Here is a 21025-nt window from a genome sequence, read left to right on the forward strand (position 1 = left end):
CAGGCCCCTGGCTCAGGGCGTCCTGCCAGGCCTCCGGTTAGCTAAGGCAGCCGCCCCGCGCTGCCCGCTTCGAGGAGCGGCGCGAGCAGATCGCCGTAGTCCTGCACCCGCGGTGCGATGTCGGTGGCGTGGAAGTCCAGGCGCCCGGGCGAGCCGCACTCCTCGACCTCCCCCCAGGTCACGGGCGCCGAGACGGTCGGCTCGGGGCGGGCCCGGAGGGTGTAGGGGGTCGCCGTGGTCTTGCGCGCGGCGTTCTGGCTCCAGTCGACGAAGACCTTCCCGGGCCGCAGGTTCCTGGTCATCCGGTGCAGCGCGAGCCGGGGCATGGCCTTCTCCGCCTCGACGGCCAGCTCCTTGGCGTACTCGGACACCCGCTCGGAGGACGCCCCGCGCACGGCGGCGAGCAGATGCAGCCCCTTGGACCCGGAGGTCTTGGCGTAGGCCTCGAAGCCGTCCGCCGCGAGCCGTTCGCGCAGCCACAGCGCGACCTCGCAGCACTGCACGATGCTCGCGGGCGCTCCCGGGTCCAGGTCGAAGACGATGCGGTCGGCCTCGTCCGGCGAGTCGACGAGCCACTGGTGGGTGTGGAACTCCGTGACGAGGTTGGCCGCCCACATCAGGCTCGGCAGGTCCTGCACCAGGACCATCCGCGAGGGCCCCTCGACTCGCGGCACCTCGGCGGTGGTGACCCAGTCGGGCGTACCCGGCGGGACGTTCTTCGTGAAGAACACCTGCCCGTCCGGCCCGTCCGGATACCGCAGGAAGGACACCGCCCGATCGCGCAGATGGGGCAGCAGGACCTCGGCGACGGTCGCGTAGTAGTGCAGGACCTCGCCCTTGGTGAAGCCGGTGGCGGGATACAGCACCTTCTCCAGATTGCTGAGCGGGAGCCGTCGTCCCTCCACCTCTGTGATAGGCGCCATACGATAAGAATCCCACGCGAACTGTGACAAACACTCCCGAGAGTGACCGGAAGGGTGCTGCACGTGAGATCCATATGGAACGGCGCCATCTCCTTCGGCCTGGTCAGCATTCCGATCAAGCTGGTGAACGCCACCGAGAGCCACTCGATCTCCTTCCGCCAGATCCACACCGAGGACGGCGGCCGCATCCGCTATCGCAAGTTCTGTGAGCTGGAGGACCGGGAGGTCACCCAGGGGGAGATCGGCAAGGGCTACGAGGACGCGGACGGCTCGATCATCCCGATCACCGACGAGGACCTGTCCAGCCTGCCGATCCCGACGGCCAAGACGATCGAGATCGTCGCCTTCGTCCCGGGCGACCGGATCGATCCGCTCCAGATGGACGCCGCGTACTACCTCCAGGCGAGCGGCGCCCCGGCGGCGAAGCCGTACACCCTGCTGCGAGAGGCGCTGAAGCGCAGCAACAAGGTGGCGATCGCCAAGTTCGCCCTGCGGGGCCGGGAACGCCTGGGCATGCTCCGGGTGGTCGGAGACGCCATCGCCATGCACGGCCTGCTGTGGCCGGACGAGGTGCGCGCCCCCGAGGGCGTGGCCCCCGACACCGACGTCACGGTCCGGGACAAGGAGCTGGACCTGGCCGACGCCCTGATGGACACCCTGGGCGAGGTCGACCTGGAGGACCTGCACGACGAGTACCGCGAGGCGGTGGAGGAGGTCATCGCCGCGAAGGCCGCCGGCGAGGCCCTGCCGCAGGCCCCCGAGCCGGCCGCGGGCGGCAAGGTCCTCGACCTGATGGCGGCCCTGGAGAACAGCGTCCGCGCGGCACGGGAGTCCCGGGGCGAGGAGGCCGGCGAGCACACCGAGGTCAAGTCGCTCCCGCAGCGCAAGACGGCCCGCGCGGCGCCCAAGCAGACCGGCGGCAAGAAGTCGGCGTCCACCGCGAAGAAGACGGCGGCCAAGAAGACCACGGCATCCGCGAGGAAGTCGACCGCCAAGTCCGGCCAGGGCACGAAGAAGACCGCGTCGAAGAGCACCGCGAAGAGCACCGCGAAGAAGACGCCCGCGAAGAAGTCGGCCTCGCGCAAGCACCCGGCCTGACCCGCGGCCTTCCTCGTCCGGCCGCCGCACCTCTCACGGCGCGTAGACGATGTCCGGCCGCGGCGGCCTGGCCATCCCCGCTCCGAGGAAGTAGTCGACGTGGTGGGACTGCATGTAGCCCTTGAACGTCATGGCGTTCCGGTAGGCGGGGTTGTGGGCCAGGGTGTACAGCCGGTGGGTCGTCGGCTGGTTGGTGGTGAAGACGATCAGCTCGTCGTAGGACGCGTTCGTGTACACGGCCTCCTCGCGCCAGTCGCCGAAGAGGTCGCCGACGAGGGTGGGACCGCCCTGGGCGGCCTTGACCGCGCCGTGGTTCCAGGTGCTGACCAGCCGGGGCAGGCTGCCGCTCGGCGTCGGACGGGCCGGGTCCCACTTCTCGATCTTGCCGTCGTTGAGCAGCTCCATGGTGAGGTCGCCGTCCCACCACAGGCCCAGCTGCGGCCAGGGGCGCAGCGAGGTGTCCGGCTCGGCGAGCCGGTTGGTTGCCGCGTTGTAGAGGCCCGAGAAGGACCAGACCTCCATGCCGGTCGAGCGCGGGTCGACGTCACCCGCCATGCCGCGTCCGACGTCGGCGGGACCGCCGCCGTGCCGCCAGATCACGTTGCCGTTCGCGGCGTCGTAGTAGTACTCGAGCAGGCCGCTCGGGTTGTTCTGCTGCACACCGTAGCCCTCCAGGCCCGGGCGGCTCGGATCCATGTCGGCGATGTGGAAGCGGTCGCCGTGGACGATGCCCTTCGGCCCCATCGAGTAGCGCAGCGAACCGTTGCCGCCCAGCACGAACCCGATCTCGGCGACCTCGTCCGTCCCGTCGCCGTCGACGTCGACGGCGCGCGTGTTGTGCCCGTCGGGTGCGTCCTGGCCGCCGCGCTGCCACGTCCACTGGCGGTCCAGCGAGTCGCCGTCGAACTTCCAGGCGCCCATCATCAGGTTGAAGGCCCCGTCGTCCCGACGGTTCTTCATGTAGGCGACCAGGCTCGGCGTGGTGCCGTTGAGATACGCCACCCCCAGGCGCGCGGCCATCGGGCCGTCCGCCAGATACGTCGTGGGGACGGCGGACCAGTTGCGCAGCGCTCCGGTCCGGCCGTCGAGTACGGCCATGAACTGCCGCGCGTCGTTCTCGTGCGTCCAGGTCGTCCCGTCGCCGAACCTGACCCCGTCTGCGATCCGCAGGGCGACCTCGGCACGGCCGTCGCTGTCGAAGTCGTAGACCGTGACGCCGTCCCAGTGGCCCAGGTCGATCGCGGACGACCCCGGCTCGATGTTGTCCTGGTTCCGGCTGTTCGGACCCAGGTCGACCTCCCAGAGGAAGTCGCCGTCCCCGCTGTACGCCTCCAGCTTCTGCGGGGAGGTCTGCCGGTCGACGACGTAGTCGTACTCGCCGTCGCCGTCGAGGTCGCCGACCCAGACGAACTTCACCGCCCCGCCGGGCCGTAACGGCACGCGCACCACGGGCTCCACGGCATGGCCGGCCGACAGCGTGAAGGCAGTGCTGGGTGCCTGCTCCCGACCGCCGACGACCGGGGTCACGCGGTAGCTGTTGGTGCGTGTGAGATCGGCCGTGGAGTCGGTGTAGTTCGTCCCGCCGGTCAGTACACCGGAGTTGAGCTTCACGTACGCGCCGCCGGCCGTGGACCGGTACACGTTGAACCCGATGCCCTCCGGGTCGAGCCCCAGCAGCCGCCAGGAGACCAGCACCTGGGTGCTGCTGGAGCGCACGGCCACGACGCCGCGGCCGAGGTTCTCCATCACGCGCGCGGCCTTCACCGTCGGGGCGGGGCTCGCGGCGGCGACGGTGAGTGTGGCGCAGACGGCCAGGAATGCCGCGGTAATCCTCATGCGCATGACAACTCCGTCTCCTTCGGGCTGACCGCGTCGACCGGTGGCCGGAAGCCTCGGCGGTTAAAGCGTTTTCACAGCTGCGATGGAAGCACCGAGCTGAGTACCCGTCAATACTGGCGGAACGGCAAGACGTTCGACCGGAAACGCTTACAGGGGGCGGGGGGTCGTGGATGCTCAGTGGTGCTCGGAGACGAGTACCGCGCGAGTGCCGGGCTCCAGCGCCTGGAAGACGTGCGGGACATCGGCCGGATAGCAGATGTAGTCGCCCGGGCGGAGTTCCACCGGCTCGTCGGCGATGCCCACCAGGGCCCGGCCCGCGCTGATCACGACGTGTTCGACGACTCCGGGCGGGTGCGGCGCCGAGGAGCGCTGCGGCCCGGGCTCGGCGGCGATGTTGTAGACGTCCCGCCGGACTCCGGGCGGGGACGCGGCGAGGAGCGTGGCCCGGTAGTCGCTCTGCTCGGACCCGACGGCCGGTCCTTCCCCCGCCCGGATCACCTGCACCCGCGGCCGCTCCACGGCCACAAGCCGCGAGAAGGGGATCTCCAGGGTCACGCAGAGCGCCCACAGCGTCTCCAGACTCGGATTCCCGGTGCCCGACTCCAGCTGGGAGAGCGTGGACTTGGCGAGCCCGGCCCGGCGGGCGACCTCGGTGAGGGACAGCCCCGCCCGGACGCGTTCCGCCCGTAGCGACGCGGCGATCACCTCGATCGGTGGCTTGGGGGCGGGGGCGGCGTCGGACATGGCGTGTTCGCTCCGGGTGTTCGCTCGTTCGTCTTGACGAACACCATAACGCTGTTCAGTATAAAAATCATGCGTTCGTTTTGGAGAACACCGAATGGCCCACCGGATGGCCCACCGAATGGCCCACCGGATGGCCCACCGGATGGCCCACCGGATGGTTCCCTGTTCCGCGACATCGCGCTGGTCTGCCTGGCGGTAGGGGTGGTCGGCCTGTCGTACGGCGCCGTCGCGGTCACATCCGGGTTCGCCTGGTGGTTCCCGGTCCTGATGGGGGTGCTCGTCCTCGCCGCCTCGTCCGAGTTCCTGTTCGTCGGGATCATCGCCGCAGGGGGCAGCCCGTTCGCCGCGCTGCTGGCCGGGCTGCTCGTCAACGCGCGCCATCTGCCGTTCGGCCTGGCCGTACCCGACGTCCTCGGGCAGGGCTGGCGCCGAGCGCTGGGCGCGCATCTCATGAACGACGAGACGGTCGTCTTCGCCCTCGCCCAGGACGAGCCGGAGCGCAAGCGGGCGGCGTACTGGCTCTGCGGCGTGGGCATCCTGATCTGCTGGCCCGTCGGCGCCGCGCTGGGCGCACTGCTCGGCGGCGTCGTGCGGGACACCGACGCCCTCGGCCTGGACGCCATGTTCCCCGCGGTGATCCTGGCGCTGATCCTGCCCGCGCTGAAGGACAGGCCTCTGCGGCGCACGGCACTGGCCGGCGCGGCCCTCGCCCTGACCGTCACCCCGTTCCTGCCGGCGGGCCTGCCGGTCCTGCTGGCGCTGGCCGCCCTGCCCCTGTTCGCCGCCAGGACGAAAAAAGAGGCGATGCGATGAGCGATGCGACGAGCGTCGCCGCCATACCGCCGCTGCCGACGCTGGCGGCGATGCTCGCCCTGGCGGCCGGCACCTTCCTGCTCCGCCTCTCCGGGCCGGCCCTGCGCGCGAGATTCACGCTCCCGGAGCGCGCCGGGAAACTGCTGGAGGTCTCGGCGGTCCTCCTGCTCGCCGCCCTGGCCGCCACGTCCGCCCTCACCGAGGACCACGCCTTCACAGGCCCCGCCCGACCGCTCGGGATCCTGACCGGCGGAGTGCTCGCCTGGCGCGGGGCCCCGTTCCTCGTCGTCGTACTGGCGTCGGCGGGCACGACGGCACTACTGCGACTGGCGGGGGTCCCGTGACACTCCCTTCGGGGGACCTGGATCCTCAGGCCACGCGCCGCCCCTCCTGCTCGGACTCTCCCTCTTCCTCCTCCTCGTCCGGCAAATGGACGTCGTCGACGGCGATGTTGACCTCGACGACCTCCAGCCCGGTCATCCGCTCCACCGCGTTGACGACGTTGGTCCGGATGTCCGCGGCGGTGTCGGCGATGGCGGCGCCGTACTCGACGACCACGTCGAGGTCGACGGCGGCCTGGCGCTCACCGACCTCCACCTTCACCCCCTGGGTGACTCCACCGCCCCCACCGGGCACGCGCTGACGCACGGCCCCGAAGGCCCTGGTCATCCCTCCGCCGAGGTTGTGCACCTCGGGGATCTCCCGGGCAGCCATGCCCGCGATCTTCGCCACGACCGTGTCCGCGATCGTGGTGCTTCCCCGGGCCTCAGGGGGAGCGGTGTCTCTGCGCTGTGTGGTCTCCGTCATGGCCGTCACCTCGATGATCGGTGCGGGTATGAGCAGCGTCGTTCTTTCCACCCGTATCCACCGTAGAACAATGGTGCCTATGGGGCGAAAGTGCCGAAATCCCCCGGACGGCAGCTCACCGCAACAGCGACTCGACGTGACGCTGAAGGACGGCCGACGCCGTCTCCGCGGAGTGATGCCCCGCGAGAACGTGAACGGTGAGACCGTCGGCTACGGCGAGGAGCGTATCGGCCTCCTGGGCGGCGTCGAGATGCTGCGGGATCTCCCGGCTGTCCTGGCCGTAGCGGATGAGCCACACGACGAGGTCATGGAGCTTGCCGTACGTCTCGTGCAGGACGGCGGCGAGCCTCTCACTGGCGGGAGCATGACTGACGAAGGCCAGCCACACATGCGCCTGGGCCCTCGACTCCTCGTCCAGCAGGGCGAGTTCGGCCAGCGTGTGCGACAGCAGGGTGGACGCGGCCTGTGGGGTGGAGGTCGCGGCGATGCGCTGGTTGGCGCGCTCGCTGACGCGCTGTGAGATGTGCTCCAGAGCGAACAGCAGCATGTCCTCCTTGCTCCGGAAGCACCGCTGCACGGCCCCCATGGACACGTCCGCCTCGGCGGCGACGTCCCGAAGACTGACGGCCTCCATCCCGGAACGCGCGATCAGAGCGCACACCGCCTCCGCGATCCGCAGCCGCCGCTCCTCGTAGTCGACCTGCTTGGGCACGGGCCGCTCCTCTCCGAACCTTTTTCCGATGCGCTTGCATCATATCCGCCGACCCTGCACTATGTGATGCGCCCGCATCGAAAAGAACTCCCGGAGGGGTCCCGTCATGCCAAAGCGGCAGCTCAACACCACGAACACCAGCTCGCGTCAAGGCCTGCTCTGGCTGTTCGGCGCCATCCTGGCCATCCAGGGCTTCGGCTCGGCCATCACAGAGGCCGGCTGGAACACGAGCTTCGGCGTCGCAGGCCTCCTACGGGCAGCCCACGTCCCTGAATGGGGAACGCTCCTGGTCGGCTGCGCGGGTGCGGCCTTGCTGGCGACGGCGGCACGCCGCCACTTCGCCAAGAGCCGGGGTCGTGGCCGGCCTTGAGCGGCTCGGCAGGAATGGTTGGTGCCGCGACAATGGATCGTCAGATCTTGATCACTGTGACGCGCCGGCCGCACAGCGCAGTGAGGTTCTCGGGACCCGAGGTGAGGATCGTGACAGGTCCCGGGGCGGCGAGGGCGGTGGCGCCGAGCATGGCGTCGATGGCGTACGTGTGGCCGTGCAGCCCGGCGTCGGCGAGGAGTGCGGCGGCGTGGCGGGCGATGGGCTCTGTGATCGGTTCGATGACAAGGCGGGACAGTGTCCACTCCAGGGCCGGCCGGTTGATCCGCGGGTGGACCACCTCAACGAGGGTTGCCGCAGAGGTGATCACTCGCAGGTCGTCGGCGCGTGCGAGGGCGAGCCAGCCGGTGACTGTGCGATCGCGTAGCACGGCCTTGGCCAGCCCTTCGCTGTCCAGGACCAGGGTGCCACCGGGGGTGGCGGCAGGGCGGGTCACGCGGCGTTCGTCCCGTCCTGTGTCTGTTCCTGCCGGGCCTGGTGGAGCTGATCGCGGAGAGTCTGGATCTCCTCGTCCGTGACGGGCCCGTGCTCGGCCTCGGCGACCTGGATGAGCTCGTTGAGACTGTCGCGTTCGATCTGACGGGCCACGGCGGCGGCCACGTAGGCGGACAGCCCGGAGGGGCCGCTGCGGGCCTTGGCGGCTTCGGCGATGTCGCGCGGCATAGTGATCGAATACTTGCCGGTAGGCTCGCTCATGCTACTCATCCTACCCCTCATCCTCCCCTGGGCGCCGGAGTCCACCTGGCAGAGAGACCCCCTATGGCTCGCTTCTGTTGCGTGCAGCCTGGGCCTGAAGCGTTCATCTGGTCAGAGAGGTGGCGCGGGCCGGCAGAAACGTCTCCGCGGGAAGCGCGACGGACGCGAGGGCGCCAGCGGACGAGCTCGGCGCCGCGCTGGTCGGGCCGTCCGGCGGGGCGTCGCTGACGAGTCTGGCGGGTCGGCGTACATCGAGGCAGGCATGCAGACAGCGGGTGAGTCCCTGCCGAAACCGAAACCCGCAGGTTCTTCCACCGCCGCCAACGCCAGCTGCACATCATCTGCGGCTACTTCGGCGGCCCGCATGTTCGCTACATCCTCGAATAGAACCCATTGAGTGCCATCTGGGCGAGTTGACGCAGATCATCTGTCCCGAGCTGGTCGATGCAGTACTCGAGGACACCGGTGCGCGTCGTGGTGTACTTCGTGCTCGCCTTCGCCTTCTTCGAGCGGTCCTCCTGCCAGGCGGTACGGGCCAAGCTCACGGCCGGGCTCGGCGTCGTGCCGGTAGCGCGCCCGTGCGCCTCGTTGCTGTCGCGGGCGAGGTGCCGTGTGGGCAGCGCACCGCTGCGCCGCCTGTTCGCGATTCTTTCCGGCCCGGTCGCCGACGAGGCCAGTCCCGCACCTTCTGCCGGGGCTTGCGCCTGGTCGCCGTGGACGGCATGACGCTGCACACCGCCGCCGAGCTCGAACAGGGGTGGCCGTCGTCCTCAACGGAGTTCGGAAGTGATCACCGCTGAGCAAACCTCGGTGTCCCGCAGCGGCTTGCGGGGGGTACGTCAATCGGCGCTCGAGTCCTGGCCAGGAGCGCGCCGCGAGCTCTGGTGACATCCCTGGCCTTGCTCGGCGGAAACACAGCCGGCCGTCAGACCGGTGCCGTCATCTGACGACGGGGGCTCGTCGATATTGCGGCCGGGATCTGTCCGCAATCGCCGGTAGCGTGAGATGTGGCCCTCTTCCGTCAATGTGAGGATGCTCATGCAGCAGCAGGCTATTCAGATCATCGGTGCCCGTGAGAACAACCTCAAGGGCATCTCCGTGGAGGTGCCGAAACACAAGGTCACCGTGTTCACGGGGGTATCGGGATCGGGAAAGTCGTCCTTGGTATTCGACACAATCGCGGCGGAATCCCAACGGCAGCTCAATGAGACGTTCACTGCGTTCGTGCGCAATCGCCTGCCCAAATACGGTCAGCCCGACGTGGACGACATCGCTAACCTCTCCGCTGCGGTGATCATCGATCAGAAGCGGATCGGGGGGAACGCGCGGTCCACCGTCGGGACGATCACCGACATCTACGCCTTGCTCCGGCTGCTCTATTCCCGGGTGGGCAAGCCCTGGATTGGTTATTCGAACGCCTTCTCGTTCAACGACCCCTCGGGAATGTGCCCCGATTGCGAGGGCCTCGGCCACCGGGTGCAGGTCGACCTCGACAAGCTGCTCGACAGGTCCAAGTCCCTCAATGAAGGCGCCATCCGGCATCCCGCCTTCAATGTCGGTGGCTGGTTCTGGAAGCTGTACGCCAATTCCGGCCTCTTCGACAACGACAAGAAGCTCCGCGACTACACCGAGAGCGAGTGGCAGGCGTTCCTGTACGGGGCCCAGGGGTCGATCGCTCTGGAGTGGCAGGGCGGCAAGATCAACTCCAAGTACGAAGGGCTGATGGACAAGTTCAACCGGCTCTACCTGCGCAAGGAGCCGGACGAGATGAGCGCCAAGAACCGGGTGGCGCTGGAGCAGGTCGTCACCCGGGGGCCCTGCGACACCTGCAAGGGGCAACGGCTCAGCCAGCAGGCGCTCGGCTGCCGCATCAACGGCCGGAACATCGCCGAACTAGCCTCCCTGGAGATCGCCGACCTGATGGAGGCGGTCAAGAAGGTCGACACGTCCTCCGTCTCCACCCTGACGGCCAGTCTGATCGAGCGGCTCCAGCACCTCATCGAACTGGGGCTGGGATACCTCAGCCTCAACCGTGAGACCTCCACGCTCTCCGGCGGCGAGTCGCAGCGCATCAAGATGGTGCGTCACCTGAACAGTTCGCTCGTCGACATGGTGTACATCTTCGACGAGCCCACGATCGGCCTGCACCCCAGCGACGTCCAGCGGCTCAGCCGGCTCCTGATGGAACTGGCCGAGAAGGGCAACACCGTGCTGGTGGTCGAGCACGACCGCGACATCATCGAGATGGCCGAGCACGTCATCGACATCGGGCCCGGGGCCGGGCGGCACGGAGGCGAGATCGTCTACCAGGGCGACGTCCGGGGCCTCACCGAGGCGGACACGCCGACCGGACGGTTCCTCCGCAGGATCATCCCGATCAAGGAGCGATTCCGCGAGCCCAGGGGACACCTGGAGGTGACGGGAGCCCGGATCCACAACCTCAAGGACATCAGCGTACGGATTCCGCTCGGCGTACTGACCGCCGTCACCGGACCGGCTGGCTCCGGCAAGAGCACGCTCATCCACGACGTACTGCTGCGGCAGCACCCCTCGGCGGTCGTCATCGACCAGTCCGCGGTCACCACCAACCGGCGTTCGAACCCGGCGACCTACACCGGCATCATGGACGAGATCCGCAGGCTGTTCGCCCGCGAGAACCAGGTCAGCCCCTCACTGTTCAGCTTCAACTCCGAGGGCGCCTGCCCCACCTGCCAGGGACACGGCATCATCTACACCGACCTCGCCTTCATGGATCCGATGATCACGACCTGCGAGGTCTGTGCGGGGATGCGTTTCACCGATGACGTCCTGCGCCTGACCCTGCGCGGGCAGAACATCCACGACGTGCTGTCGATGAGCGCCGCTGAGGCGGCCGAGTTCTTCACCGAACCCAAGGTCGCCAAGACCCTCCGTTCCATCAACCAGGTCGGCCTCGGCTATCTCCAGCTCGGGCAGCCGCTCAACACCCTCTCCGGCGGCGAGTGCCAGCGCATCAAGCTCGCCACGGAGCTCGGGAAGAGGGGCAGCGTCTACGTCATGGACGAGCCCACCACCGGACTCCACATGTCCGACGTCGACAGCCTCGTACACCTGGTCGACGGCCTAGTCGAGAAGGGGAACTCGGTCATCGTCATCGAGCACAATCTCGACGTCGTCAAGCACGCGGACTGGGTCGTCGACCTCGGCCCCGGAGGCGGCAGCGAGGGCGGCCGGGTGATCTTTGAGGGCACCCCCGCCGACCTGGCGGAGGCCGAGCACTCCGTCACTGGGCGGTTCCTCGCCGCGTCCCTGGCGGGCGCCGGTTCCGAGGCCGACCACCGGGCCCGGCGCTGATCCTTGACCCCGGGTGCTGAGCGGCGTCCCGTACGTGCGCGTCCGGCCGGGAACGCCGCGGCCCCGGCCGGACCCTGAGAGCGGCATGCGGATCCCTTCGAGAGGGACGCGTGCACACCCGCCATGGTTCGTACCGGGACCCTGTGGTCGTCGAGGCGGGACCTAGTGCCGGACGCCCTGCCCGGCCGGCGCACGGTGCCGGGCCGTCAGCTGTTCCAGCGTCGGCACCACCGCACCGGGTGCCGGGGTCCGCAGCATCTCCGCGCGGATCCGCGCCGCGCCCTGCCGGAAGGACGGCTCGGCCAGTACCTGAGCCAGCCTGTCCCTGACCCGGCCGGCCGAGGCGCCCTCGCCGTGCGGCGGGAGGAAGATCCCCGCGCCCAGCTTCTCCAGCTGCCCGGCCCGGAAGACGTCGTCCCACTGCCAGGCGAGGGCAAGCTGAGGCACCCCGTGCAGCGCCGCCGTCGCCCAGGTGCCGGCGCCGCCGTGGTGCACGACGGCCGCGCAGCTCGGCAGGACGACGTGCAGGGACAGGCTGTCCACCACCCGCACGTTCCCGGGCAGAGGCGGCAGGCCCTCGCGCTCCTCGGCCTTGACCGTGGCGACCACCTCGGCGTCCAGCTCCGCGATCGAGGCCAGCAGCTCACCGGCCCGGGGCAGCCCGGTGAAGCCCGTCGAGCGCTCCGTGATGCCCTGGGTGAGCAGGACCCTCGGGCGCCCCGGATCCGCCCGCAGCCACGGCGGCACCACCGCCGGGACCGGGCCGTTGTACGGGACGAACCGCATCGGCACCGTCGGGCGGGCCGTGGCGAACCGCACGCTCGGTGGCATCTGGTCGATCGTCCAGTGGCCGCTGATCACCTCGGGCCCGAAGGCCGCACCGTGCCGCTCCAGCGTCCACGTCAGCCACTCCTCCAGGGCGTCGTCCCGGCGCTCGGCCGGCACCTCGTGCAGCACCTGCTGGAACCGGTCGTGCACCCGCAGGAAGAGGTCCGGGCCCCACAGCAGGCGGGCCTGCGCCGCGCCGGTCACCTGGGCCGCCACCGCGCCGGCGAAGGTGAAGGGCTCCCAGACGACCAGGTCGGGCCGCCACCAGGCGGCGAAGTCCACCATCTCGTCGATCATGGAGTCGTTGTTGATCTGGGCGTAGAACGCCGCCGTCAGCATGGACGTGGACGCTTCGAGGAACTCCAGGTCGAGCAGCTCCGGCCGGTTCTCCAGGTAGTCCGGGTTCCGGTGCAGCGCGAACACGCCGGGCGCCATGGCCCCCATCGCCGCCTGCACCTGGTGGTCCGTACCCACCGGTACAGCCGTGAGTCCAGCGCGGGTGATGCTGTCGGTGAGAGCGGGCTGGCTCGCCACCCGGACGTCGTGCCCGGCCGCCCGCAGCGCCCAGGCGAGCGGCACCACACCGTTGAAGTGCGCGTCCATGGCGAACGCCGTCACGAGCACCTTCATGGGGTCACCCTCCCTGGGTCACTTCTGGGCCAGCCGCAGCGAGAGCGGGGCGCGGACCACAGGGGAGCGCCCGCGCCGCAGCGGATCGCCCTCGGCCCGCAGCCCGGGCAGCCGTTCGGCCACCGCCCGCAGGACGGCGGTGCACTGCACGCGGACGAGCGGGGCGACCAGCCCCAGATGGTCCCGGCCCGCCAGGGCCATGTGCGTGAAACCGGGGCTACGGGGGCGGTCTAGACGGAATCGGTCCGGGTCCTCGTACAGCGCCGGGTCCCGCTGGGCGGCGTCGACCAGCACCACCACGTGCTGGTCCGCCTCCAGCGTCTCGCCACCGATCTGAACCTCTCCCTGGGTGATCAGGCTGCGCAGCGTCACAGGCGGTGCCCAGCGGAGGGTCTCCTCGACCGCGTCCGCCGCCCTGCCGGGATCGGCCCGCAGCAGCGACCACTGCTCGTCGTGCTTCAGCAGAGCCATGACGGCGTTCGCCACGGTGGCGATCGCTGTCTCGGCCCCGACCACCGTGCTCAGCACTGCGGCCGTGACGGTGTCCCCGGGATCGCGTCCGCCGTCGGGGTCCACGGCCAGCAGGGCGCTCACCGCACCGTCGGCCGGTGCGGTGGGGTGGTTGGCCACGGCCGCCGCCATCAGCTCCCGGACGCGGCGCAGCGCCCGCGTCATCGCCCGGGCCACCGGGAGGCGCGGCGGGCAGAGGGCGGAGTCGAGCACCGGGCCGCAGGCGGCCAGCAGGTCCGGCAGTTCCGCCCGTGCTTCGTCCGGGAGACCCAGGACGGCGGCGAGCGAGCCCGCGATCGCAGGCCGGGCCAGATCCGATACCACGTCGAAGTGCGGCGGCAGGCCGTCCAGCACCCGGTGCACCGCACGCTCCGCGTCGACCTGCCACGCGGTGCACGTACGGGGCCCGAGGACCGGACCGAGCAGGGCTGCGAGACGGTCGTAGTCGGCGGCGGCCGGCGTCAGCAGGTCCTCGCCGAGCGGAGTGACGTGACAGGTCCGCCAGGTCTCCCAGACGTTCTCGAGAACGTGCTCCTGCGGGCCCTCTGAGGCGGGGTGCCGGGGACCCAGCAGCGGATCGTCCAGCAGGCGGGCCGATATTCCGCCGTCCGCCGTCACCCACGTGCCCAGCGCACTGCGGTGGAGCGGGCCCCGGTCGCGGACCTGCTCACCGAGGGACAGATGATCGGCCTCGCCGCGCAGTCGCCGGGCATAGGGGTCGCCCAGCGCGCCGAAGACGAAGTGGAAGCCGCGCACGGTCAGCAGATGGCGCCCCAGCTCGCTGTCGGTCGGGGCGGCCGGCGGCGCGGACGTGGGTGTGGGCATCGTCGTGCTCCTCACACTGTCGCGGCCCGGGTGTGGGCGCAGATGGCGGCGGCCAGCGGCTCGTGGACCGCGAGGGGCAGGGCGTGCCCCATGTTCTCGATCTCCACGACCCGGGCGCCGGGAATCCGGTCGGCGAGGTGCCGGGCGTGCGGCGGTGGGGCCGCGGGGTCGCACATCGCCTGGATCGCCAGTACCGGTGTGGTGACGCGGGACAACTCCGCCCCCCGCGACACCGGCGGTTGCGGGATCATGTGGTGCACGATCGGCTCGTCGAACGTTCCCGCGTGCCCGGCGGCCAGGAGTTCACGACGCCGGAACTCGTCGGCGTCGAAGGGCACTCCCTCCCCGTTGAGCAGGCGCCACTTCTCCACCCGGCGCTCCAGCAGTTCCTCGCCCGTCTCGGCCGGTTGCTGAAGCAGCGTCATCATGTCGAGGAACCGCCGGCTGGGCACCGGCAGTCCGCTGACGGAAGGCTCACCCTTGAGAGCCGCCTCCAGGTCGGCGTCGAAGTCGACGTCGAGCGCGCCCCCCAGCATCACGGTGAGTGTGAGGAGCCGCTCCGGAGCGTCCAGGGCGAGCAGCTGGCCGATGGTGTGGCCCAGCGACATGCCGACCACATGGGCGGCGCGGACCTGCCAGCCGTCCAGGACGGCCAGCGCGTCGGTGGCCAGCTCGTCGAAGCCGTAGGGGTGGAGCGCGAAGTCGCACCGGGAGGAGCGCCCGGTGTCCCGGTGGTCGTAGCGGATGACGAAGTGCCCGGCCGCGACCAGGCGTTCGACGAACTCGTCCGGCCACGACCTGGCCGAGAGGTTGCCCCCGGCGATCAGGAGCAACGGGGCGTCGGCCGGATCGCCGAGCCCTTCGCTCCACAGGGTCACCTCATCGTTGGTGATCATGCGTGTCGGCATTGCTGATGAACCCTTCCCGTACCTCGTGTGTCAGGCGCCGGTGGCCGCGGGGGCAAGGACGAGGAGCGAGAGGTCGTACGGGATGGTCGGCGAGGGCAGTTGCCGCACCTCCTCGACCACGAGGCCCGCCGACGCGGCCAGGCCGTCCCACTTCTCGCGGGTGCGCAGGGCACCGCCGAGGAAGACCAGCATCCGCAGATCGAGCTCTGTGAACTGTTCGTTGAACGAGTTCTCGTGGAGGTCGTCGCGCTCGTGGATCAGGATGCGCCCGCCGGGCTCCAGGGCCTCGGCGCAGCGGGTGAGGATCCGGACGGCGTCGTGGTCCGGCCAGTTGAGGAGGACGAAGGAGAGGATGATCGCGTCCGCCTTGCGGGGCAGCGGCTCGAAGAAGTCCCCCTCGACGACGTCGACACGGTCGGAGAGGCCCTCGTCCTTCAGGTAGGAGCGGGCGGTGTCCACGGTGCCCGCCATCTCCAGCACGGTGGCCGACACGTGCGGGGCCCGGCGCGCGATGGCCGCGGCGAAACCACCCTTGCCGCCACCCACGTCGAGCACATGCCGGACTTTCGTCCAGTCGTACGCGGCGGCCGGAGCGTCGAAGGCGACGTCCTGGTCGCAGGCGAGCAGCGAGTCGAAGGACGCGCGCAGGTCGGGGCGGCCGGCCAGGTCCTCGTAGAACGGCTTGCCGTAGATGGACTCGTACGTGGGGCGGCCGGTGCGGATGGCGTCGGGGAGGCGGGTGAAGGAGATGTCGGCGCGCGCCACGGCCTGCGTCAGGTCGTGCCAGGCGCGCTGCGCGGCCGGGTGGTCGTCGGCGAGCAGCTCGCCGACCTCGGTCGGGACGAACTCGCCCGGTGCGTCCTCCTCAAGCAGTCCGATCGCCACCAGGTGGCGGATCAGTCGCAGGAGTGCTTCCGGCCGGGTGTCGGTCCTGGCCGCCAGGGCCTCCACGGTGCGGGCCCCGGCCAGGATGTGGTCGACGAGCCGCAGGGTGGCGGCCGTCCGGACGACCATGGGCGTGTGCAGGCTTCCGAGGCGGATCAGGGTCCTGAGGGCGTCGATCTGCTGCGGCCGGGCCGCGACCGTCGGTTCGGCTGTCATGGTGTGTCCGTGCTCCTGTCGTGGCGTCGGCGGGGCGATGGGGGGTCAGGGGCGCCAGCCCTCGGGGGTGGGCCAGGGCTCGCCGAGCTGGCGGTAGGTGCCGAGGTAGTCGGGCCAGTCGCGGTGATCGCGGATCTTGCCGTCGACGATGCGGATGAGGTGGATCTGCTCACCGGAGAACCGGCGCCCGGTTGCCGGCATGCCGACGAGGTTGCCGACGTGCCGCCCGTAGAGGGCGAGCTTCGCCCGGACCCACGGGCCGTTCTCCTCGTACCCGATCTCCTCCAGGTGCGCCTCCTCGGAGAAGGCGTACTTGAGCCAGGTGACGGCGGCCGCGAAAGCCTCCGGGCCGCGCAGCTCCGGGTTGTGCTCCAGCGCGCCGGGGTTCAGGTACTCGAGGTGAATGAACTCCGCGACATCGTCGGTTTTTCCCGTGTTGTATGCCTCCACCATGCGGCGGACCAGATCGATCTGTGTGCTCATGGTTTTCCCTCCCGTACCGGAAACGGTGACACCAGCGGCGACCGCGTCAACAATTGTTGTTTCTCCCTGCGGCGGCGTACAAGTGATTCCGGGGCGCCTCGAACGGCACTCCACCGCCCTTCAAGTACGGGTCGAACACTGGTAAGCGGGGAAGGGCCCGAATCGCAGAGGCAGGAGCCGACGGTGCAGGATTCGTCCTACAAAGAGCAGGTAACTCAGGCCTTCGACCAGTCGTCGTCGACCTACGACCGACTGGGAGTGGAATTCTTCACGCCCATGGGTCGCCGCCTGGTGGAAATCTCGGAGCCGGTCACCGGTGAACGAGTGCTCGACATCGGCTGCGGGCGCGGCGCATGCCTTTTTCCGGCTGCGGAAAAGGTCGGTCCTCAGGGGCGCGTCCACGGAATCGACATTGCTCCCGGAATGATCGAGGAAGCTCGCAAGGAAGCCGCCGAACGCGGTCTGCGGAATATCGCCCTCGATGTGATGGACGCGGAGACGCCCGAACTCCCGGCGCGCTCCTTCGACCTGGTCATGGGGAGCTACAGCGTCATCTTCCTGCCGGACGCGGTGGGGGCGCTGGCGCGCTACGCCGGAATCCTGGACCATGGCGGCAGGATCGCGTTCACCAGCCCGGTCTTCCGCGCCGGCACGTTCCCGTTCCTGCCACCGGAGTTCACCCCGCTCATCCCGCAGGCGCTGCTGGAGCACCTGCCCGAGCAGTGGCGGCCCGAGGCGCTGGTCCGGCGGTTCAACAGCTGGCTGGAGCGGGCCGAGGATCTCGCCCGCACCCTGGAACGCTGCGGCTACACCTCGGTCGCCGTCACCGACGAGCCGGTGCGGATGACGGCCCTGTCCAGCGAGGCGTGGGTGGAGTGGTCCCACACCCAGGGCATGCGTCTGCTGTGGCAGAACCTCCCGCAGGCCCAGCGAACGGAACTGCGCGCACGGCTCGTCGAGGGACTCGACGAGCTGAGCGACGCCACCGGGGCCCTCGCCATCGACGTGCCGGTCCGCTTCGTCACCGCCCGGGTCGCCCACTGAGCACGGTGCCCTGCTCGCGCACCGCGGCCAGCGCCGCCGCCGCGGACGTCCGGTCCACCTCGGCGGTGCCGGCCCGCGGCGGCAGCAGCGGCACCACCGAGTTCTTCCCGGACCGCACCGTCGGATGGCGGCGGGCGATGGTGCTCAGCCCCTGCCCCGGCCCCGTCTCCAGGCAGACAACGCCCGTGCGGGAGCCGAGCATCGCGTCCAGTGCCGGCCAGAAGCGGACCGTCTCCACGGGATGCCCGGCCCAGTACGACGGGTCGGCGGCCAGTTGCCCGGTCACCGCACCCGACCGGTACCCGGAGCGGAGGGGGATGGAGGGCGCCGCCACGCGCGTGGATGCGAACCGCTCGGCCGCCCCCGCCGCGTATGGGGCCAGCATCGGACTGTGGAAGGCGGTCAGCGAGGGCACCTCACGGCACGTAAGCCCAGCCTCCCGCAGCGCGCGGGCGACCCCGGCGAGCGATGCGACGGGCCCGGCGAGGATGGTCTGGCGGGGCGAGTTGACGGCCGCGACCACCACCTCCCCATCCCCGAGATACGGGCCCAGCACGTCCTCGCCCGCGGCGACCGCCAGCATTCCCCCGGGCGGTGCCTGGGCCAGCCGTCGCACCCGGTCCAGCAGGAGGCCGGCCGCGTCGCGCAGCGTGAACACCCCGGCGAGCGCGGCCGCCGCCATTTCGCCGACGCTGTGCCCGAGCAGGGCCCACGGCCGGCCCGTCGTGGCCATCACCATCCGGCCGAGGGCGTAGTCCACCGCGAACAGCAACGGCTGGGAACGGGTGACGTGGTCCAGTGGCACGGCCGGATGGTCGCTCAGCCAGTCGGCACGCAGCCGCCCGCCCTCACTGTCGCCGGCGGCGTCGTACGCGTCGAAGACCTCGTCCATGGCGGCCGTGAAGGCCGGTTCGGATCCGTACAGGCCGACGGCCATCCGCGCGTGCTGGGACCCCTGCCCGGGGAACATCAGGAGAATCGCGGGCGCATCCATGACGGGCTCCTCACCGGGCGGCCGGGGCGGCCGCCCACGACGGGCGTTCCAGCAACTCCACGACGGCGCACGACCAGCTGAAGCCGGCGCCGACGCTGACCAGCAGACACAGCTCCCCCGGGGCGAGGCGGCCGGAGCCCACGAGGTGGTCGAACCCGGCGATCGGGTCACCGCCCCCCAGGTGGCCGGTCCGCCGCCCGAACTCCCAAGTGGTCCGCTCGGGTTGGATGTGCCACTTGTTGAAGTAGGCGGCGCTCACCCGGCGCCACCCCATGTGCGGCAGCACGACCCGGCTGATGTCGTCGAGCCCGGCCCCGGCCGCCTCCAGCGCGCCGGTCAGAGCCTCCTCCTGGCCCGCCGAGACCCGGGCGACGCTGAACGAGCTTCCCGCCTCGGCCACGTACGCCCGCTTGTGCGCGTCCAGGTCCACGGCCCGCTGCTCCTCGGGCGACGGCGGGCCGAACGGGTGCCCGCCCCGGTGCATGCCCTCCAGCACCGGTTCGGAGACCGTCACCAGGCTGCGCAGCCGGGCGAAGCCGCCCTGCCGGGACAGCACGAGGGCGGTACCGCCGTCGGCGTACACCGTGCCGGGGTCGCTGCTCCAGCGGTCGAAGCCCGGCGGATGCATCCGGTCGCCTGTCGTGATGAGAGCGGCCACCCGGTCCGGGGCGGCAAGCAGGTACGCGCGGGCCAGTTCCAGGGCGGCCATGCCGCCGTTGGACACCTGCCGCACCTCCATGGCGGGGCAGCGGTTCCCGACGGCCACCCGCTGGACGTAGGAGGCGGGAGCCCACAGATGGTGCCCCTGGAAGTACAGGCTGGCGTGCAGGACGAGGTCGACGTGGTCCGGTGCGACGCCGGAGCGGTCCAGAGCGGTCCGGGCCGCCAAGGCCGCCATCTCCGCCGGTGTCTCCTTGTCGGCGACCGCCACCGACAGCATCCGCGTCGAGGAGGCGAGCCTGCGGTCGCAGTGGCCGGCGGCCAGGGCCTGTTCCGTGGTCACCGGCGGGGGCAGCCAGACGCCGCAACCGGCCACGTAAAGGTCCCCGGGCGCCCCCTGCGGCACGCTCACGCCGCCCCCCGGACCACCAGAGCGCTGTTGAAGCCCCCGTAGCCGCGGGCGACGACTAGGGCCGCCCTGGCGTCGGCCAGGGACCGGGGCCGCCCCGTCACCACGTCGAGCGGCAGGTCCGGGTCGGGGTCGACGTGGGCGGTCGCCGGGACCACCTCGTCCCGCAGCGCCAGCAGCGCGGTCGCCACGTCCAGCGGCCCGGCGCCCGAGTACAGCCGGCCGGTGAGAGTCTTGGGGACGGTCACCGGGACCCGGCGCGGCCCGAAGACCGACGCCAGAGCCTCCGCCTCGGCTGCGTCCAGTTCGGGGACGGCCGCGCCGTCGGCGAACACCACGGCTATGTCGGAGCCGTCCAGCCCGGCGTCGGCCAGCGCCGTCTCGACGGCACGGGCGAGGGCGGAGGGGCGGCCGGAGCCGGGCGGCGGGTCGAAGCTCGCGCCGTACCCGGCGATCGACCCGTACACTTTCGCGCCCCGCTCGGCGGCCCGCTCCGCGTCCTCGACGGTGAGGATCGCGCCTCCCTCGCCGGGCACATGTCCGGCCGCCCGCCGGTCGAACGGCAGATACCCGGCCGTCGGGTTGTCCGAGCCGCTCAGCCGGCCGGACTTCACCTGGGCCGCCATGCCGTACGGGCACAGCGACGAGTCCACGGCGCCCGAGACGATCAGCTCGGCTCCGCCCCGGACCTTGCGGCGAGCGTGGGCGAGGGCGTCGAGGCCGCCCGCCTGCTCGGCCACCACCACGCCGACCGGGCCGCGCAGATCGTGCCGGATGGCGATCTGCCCGGTGTTGACGGCGTAGAACCAGGCGAACGACATGTAGGCGCTGACGTGGGCCGGTCCCTTGCTCCACAGGTTCTGCAACTCCCGCTGGCCGAAGGCGAAGCCGCCGGACGCGCTGGCCGTGATCACCCCCGCCTCCAGCGGCGACGACGGGGAGCAGCCGGCCTCCCGCAGGGCCCACTCGGCGGCGGCCAGCGCGTACTGGGTCATCGGATCGGTCTGCGCCAGCAGCCGCTTCGGCAGATGGTCCTCGGGGACGAAGTCGCTCATCTCCCCGGCCAGCCGGCCCAGGCGGCCGTTGCCGGTGAACCGCCGCAGCGGTCCGATGCCGTTGCGGCCGTTCAGGACGGCGTCCCAGTACGCGCCCACCCCCAGCCCGTTGGGGGCGACGATCCCGAGACCCGTCACCACCGCGCGTCCCCTGAGGCCCCGCCGGTCCGCGGGCGATGCGTGGAGCTGCGAAGACGCGGTCCGTGCCGCGGTACCTGTCATGGA

General features: G+C 70.7%; 22 protein-coding genes. 7 read left to right on the plus strand and 15 right to left on the minus strand.

The genetic code is table 11. From position 1 onward, the window contains the following. Window positions 1-41: 41 nt before the first annotated feature. Window positions 42-923 (minus strand): non-homologous end-joining DNA ligase, encoded by an 882-nt coding sequence (gene ligD / locus PV963_RS31130; protein WP_274819474.1) that lies wholly within the window; start codon window positions 921-923, stop codon window positions 42-44. Window positions 924-977: 54 nt separating this feature from the next. Between ligD and PV963_RS31135 the strand changes: the two genes are divergently transcribed. After that, entirely contained in the window at window positions 978-2021 is a 1044-nt protein-coding gene (locus tag PV963_RS31135; protein ID WP_274822167.1) for a Ku protein, read from the plus strand. 33 nt (window positions 2022-2054) lie between these two features. On the opposite strand, the gene PV963_RS31140 is transcribed toward PV963_RS31135, so the two are convergent. Next, complete coding sequence (locus tag PV963_RS31140; RefSeq protein ID WP_274819476.1) at window positions 2055-3863, minus strand: hypothetical protein; 1809 nt, start codon at window positions 3861-3863, stop codon at window positions 2055-2057. Between the two features lie 171 nt (window positions 3864-4034). Further along, window positions 4035-4604: a helix-turn-helix domain-containing protein gene (locus PV963_RS31145; protein WP_274819478.1), complete on the minus strand. Its 570-nt coding sequence runs from the start codon at window positions 4602-4604 to the stop codon at window positions 4035-4037. A 69-nt stretch (window positions 4605-4673) separates the two neighbouring features. Between PV963_RS31145 and PV963_RS31150 the strand changes: the two genes are divergently transcribed. Together PV963_RS31150 and PV963_RS31155 are read left to right on the plus strand one after the other, a co-directional pair. Beyond that, on the plus strand, window positions 4674-5417 hold the full coding sequence (locus PV963_RS31150; protein ID WP_425540961.1) for an AzlC family ABC transporter permease: 744 nt from the start codon (window positions 4674-4676) through the stop codon (window positions 5415-5417). Beyond that, a complete protein-coding gene (locus PV963_RS31155; RefSeq protein ID WP_274819480.1) occupies window positions 5414-5761 on the plus strand; it encodes an AzlD domain-containing protein in 348 nt (115 codons plus the stop codon). Before PV963_RS31150 ends, PV963_RS31155 begins: the two co-directional genes overlap by 4 nt. A 25-nt stretch (window positions 5762-5786) precedes the next feature. On the opposite strand, the gene PV963_RS31160 is transcribed toward PV963_RS31155, so the two are convergent. After that, window positions 5787-6224 (minus strand): Asp23/Gls24 family envelope stress response protein, encoded by a 438-nt coding sequence (locus tag PV963_RS31160; RefSeq protein WP_274822169.1) that lies wholly within the window; start codon window positions 6222-6224, stop codon window positions 5787-5789. A gap of 115 nt (window positions 6225-6339) precedes the next feature. After that, window positions 6340-6936, minus strand: a complete 597-nt coding sequence (locus tag PV963_RS31165) for a TetR/AcrR family transcriptional regulator (RefSeq protein WP_274819482.1) — start codon at window positions 6934-6936, stop codon at window positions 6340-6342. 106 nt (window positions 6937-7042) lie between these two features. Between PV963_RS31165 and PV963_RS31170 the strand changes: the two genes are divergently transcribed. Then, window positions 7043-7306, plus strand: a complete 264-nt coding sequence (locus PV963_RS31170; protein ID WP_274819484.1) for a hypothetical protein — start codon at window positions 7043-7045, stop codon at window positions 7304-7306. Between the two features lie 40 nt (window positions 7307-7346). Here PV963_RS31170 and PV963_RS31175 read toward each other — a convergent pair whose 3' ends face one another. Together PV963_RS31175 and PV963_RS31180 are read right to left on the minus strand one after the other, a co-directional pair. Next, on the minus strand, window positions 7347-7760 hold the full coding sequence (locus tag PV963_RS31175) for a PIN domain-containing protein (protein ID WP_274819485.1): 414 nt from the start codon (window positions 7758-7760) through the stop codon (window positions 7347-7349). Beyond that, the gene (locus PV963_RS31180) at window positions 7757-8020 is read right to left on the minus strand and encodes a CopG family transcriptional regulator (RefSeq protein ID WP_274819487.1); all 264 of its coding nucleotides are present in this window, start codon (window positions 8018-8020) and stop codon (window positions 7757-7759) included. The genes PV963_RS31175 and PV963_RS31180 overlap by 4 nt, the downstream gene beginning before the upstream one ends. A 465-nt stretch (window positions 8021-8485) precedes the next feature. On the opposite strand from PV963_RS31180, the gene PV963_RS31185 reads away from it, so the two are divergent. Together PV963_RS31185 and PV963_RS31190 are read left to right on the plus strand one after the other, a co-directional pair. Continuing rightward, entirely contained in the window at window positions 8486-8746 is a 261-nt protein-coding gene (locus tag PV963_RS31185; RefSeq protein WP_274819488.1) for a transposase domain-containing protein, read from the plus strand. 312 nt (window positions 8747-9058) lie between these two features. Beyond that, a complete protein-coding gene (locus tag PV963_RS31190; RefSeq protein ID WP_425540962.1) occupies window positions 9059-11353 on the plus strand; it encodes an ATP-binding cassette domain-containing protein in 2295 nt (764 codons plus the stop codon). A gap of 162 nt (window positions 11354-11515) precedes the next feature. Here PV963_RS31190 and PV963_RS31195 read toward each other — a convergent pair whose 3' ends face one another. From PV963_RS31195 to PV963_RS31215, 5 genes are read right to left on the minus strand one after another with little or no spacing between them, the layout of a single operon-like run. Further along, complete coding sequence (locus tag PV963_RS31195; protein WP_274819492.1) at window positions 11516-12811, minus strand: activator-dependent family glycosyltransferase; 1296 nt, start codon at window positions 12809-12811, stop codon at window positions 11516-11518. Between the two features lie 18 nt (window positions 12812-12829). Further along, window positions 12830-14146 carry a cytochrome P450 family protein gene (locus tag PV963_RS31200; RefSeq protein ID WP_274819494.1) on the minus strand — a complete coding sequence of 439 codons (1317 nt, stop codon included), beginning with the start codon at window positions 14144-14146 and terminating at the stop codon, window positions 12830-12832. An 11-nt stretch (window positions 14147-14157) separates the two neighbouring features. After that, the gene (locus PV963_RS31205; protein WP_274819495.1) at window positions 14158-15042 is read right to left on the minus strand and encodes an alpha/beta fold hydrolase; all 885 of its coding nucleotides are present in this window, start codon (window positions 15040-15042) and stop codon (window positions 14158-14160) included. 42 nt (window positions 15043-15084) lie between these two features. Then, window positions 15085-16155 carry a methyltransferase gene (locus PV963_RS31210; protein WP_274819497.1) on the minus strand — a complete coding sequence of 357 codons (1071 nt, stop codon included), beginning with the start codon at window positions 16153-16155 and terminating at the stop codon, window positions 15085-15087. A gap of 45 nt (window positions 16156-16200) precedes the next feature. Then, window positions 16201-16638 carry an ester cyclase gene (locus PV963_RS31215; RefSeq protein WP_150483562.1) on the minus strand — a complete coding sequence of 146 codons (438 nt, stop codon included), beginning with the start codon at window positions 16636-16638 and terminating at the stop codon, window positions 16201-16203. Window positions 16639-16821: 183 nt separating this feature from the next. Here PV963_RS31215 and PV963_RS31220 point away from each other — a divergent pair, with 183 nt between their 5' ends. After that, entirely contained in the window at window positions 16822-17682 is an 861-nt protein-coding gene (locus PV963_RS31220) for a class I SAM-dependent methyltransferase (protein WP_274819501.1), read from the plus strand. Here the strand turns inward: PV963_RS31220 and PV963_RS31225 are convergent. Genes PV963_RS31225 through PV963_RS31235 form a run of 3 tightly spaced genes read right to left on the minus strand, consistent with a single transcriptional unit; the run spans window position 17660 to window position 21022 of the window. Beyond that, window positions 17660-18676 (minus strand): acyltransferase domain-containing protein, encoded by a 1017-nt coding sequence (locus PV963_RS31225; RefSeq protein WP_274819503.1) that lies wholly within the window; start codon window positions 18674-18676, stop codon window positions 17660-17662. The two genes, PV963_RS31220 and PV963_RS31225, sit on opposite strands and share 23 nt — an antisense overlap. A gap of 10 nt (window positions 18677-18686) precedes the next feature. Continuing rightward, window positions 18687-19742, minus strand: a complete 1056-nt coding sequence (locus tag PV963_RS31230; RefSeq protein ID WP_274822170.1) for a ketoacyl-ACP synthase III family protein — start codon at window positions 19740-19742, stop codon at window positions 18687-18689. Window positions 19743-19744: 2 nt separating this feature from the next. Then, entirely contained in the window at window positions 19745-21022 is a 1278-nt protein-coding gene (locus PV963_RS31235; RefSeq protein WP_274819505.1) for a ketosynthase chain-length factor, read from the minus strand. Window positions 21023-21025: the final 3 nt, after the last annotated feature.

This window comes from Streptomyces coeruleorubidus, assembly GCF_028885415.1.
Taxonomy (GTDB): Bacteria; Actinomycetota; Actinomycetes; order Streptomycetales; family Streptomycetaceae; genus Streptomyces; species Streptomyces coeruleorubidus_A.

Bases quoted from the DNA above. Each gene is read 5' to 3' on its own strand.
- PV963_RS31155 (WP_274819480.1), top strand. From the start codon at position 5,414: ATGAGCGATGCGACGAGCGTCGCCGCCATACCGCCGCTGCCGACGCTG.
- PV963_RS31215 (WP_150483562.1), bottom strand. From the start codon at position 16,638: ATGAGCACACAGATCGATCTGGTCCGCCGCATGGTGGAGGCATACAAC.
- PV963_RS31170 (WP_274819484.1), top strand. From the start codon at position 7,043: ATGCCAAAGCGGCAGCTCAACACCACGAACACCAGCTCGCGTCAAGGC.
- PV963_RS31225 (WP_274819503.1), bottom strand. From the start codon at position 18,676: ATGGATGCGCCCGCGATTCTCCTGATGTTCCCCGGGCAGGGGTCCCAG.
- PV963_RS31190 (WP_425540962.1), top strand. From the start codon at position 9,059: ATGCAGCAGCAGGCTATTCAGATCATCGGTGCCCGTGAGAACAACCTC.
- PV963_RS31140 (WP_274819476.1), bottom strand. From the start codon at position 3,863: ATGCGCATGAGGATTACCGCGGCATTCCTGGCCGTCTGCGCCACACTC.
- PV963_RS31200 (WP_274819494.1), bottom strand. From the start codon at position 14,146: ATGCCCACACCCACGTCCGCGCCGCCGGCCGCCCCGACCGACAGCGAG.
- PV963_RS31180 (WP_274819487.1), bottom strand. From the start codon at position 8,020: ATGAGCGAGCCTACCGGCAAGTATTCGATCACTATGCCGCGCGACATC.
- PV963_RS31205 (WP_274819495.1), bottom strand. From the start codon at position 15,042: ATGATCACCAACGATGAGGTGACCCTGTGGAGCGAAGGGCTCGGCGAT.
- PV963_RS31145 (WP_274819478.1), bottom strand. From the start codon at position 4,604: ATGTCCGACGCCGCCCCCGCCCCCAAGCCACCGATCGAGGTGATCGCC.
- ligD (WP_274819474.1), bottom strand. From the start codon at position 923: ATGGCGCCTATCACAGAGGTGGAGGGACGACGGCTCCCGCTCAGCAAT.
- PV963_RS31150 (WP_425540961.1), top strand. From the start codon at position 4,674: ATGCGTTCGTTTTGGAGAACACCGAATGGCCCACCGGATGGCCCACCG.
- PV963_RS31235 (WP_274819505.1), bottom strand. From the start codon at position 21,022: ATGACAGGTACCGCGGCACGGACCGCGTCTTCGCAGCTCCACGCATCG.
- PV963_RS31210 (WP_274819497.1), bottom strand. From the start codon at position 16,155: ATGACAGCCGAACCGACGGTCGCGGCCCGGCCGCAGCAGATCGACGCC.
- PV963_RS31160 (WP_274822169.1), bottom strand. From the start codon at position 6,224: ATGACGGAGACCACACAGCGCAGAGACACCGCTCCCCCTGAGGCCCGG.
- PV963_RS31195 (WP_274819492.1), bottom strand. From the start codon at position 12,811: ATGAAGGTGCTCGTGACGGCGTTCGCCATGGACGCGCACTTCAACGGT.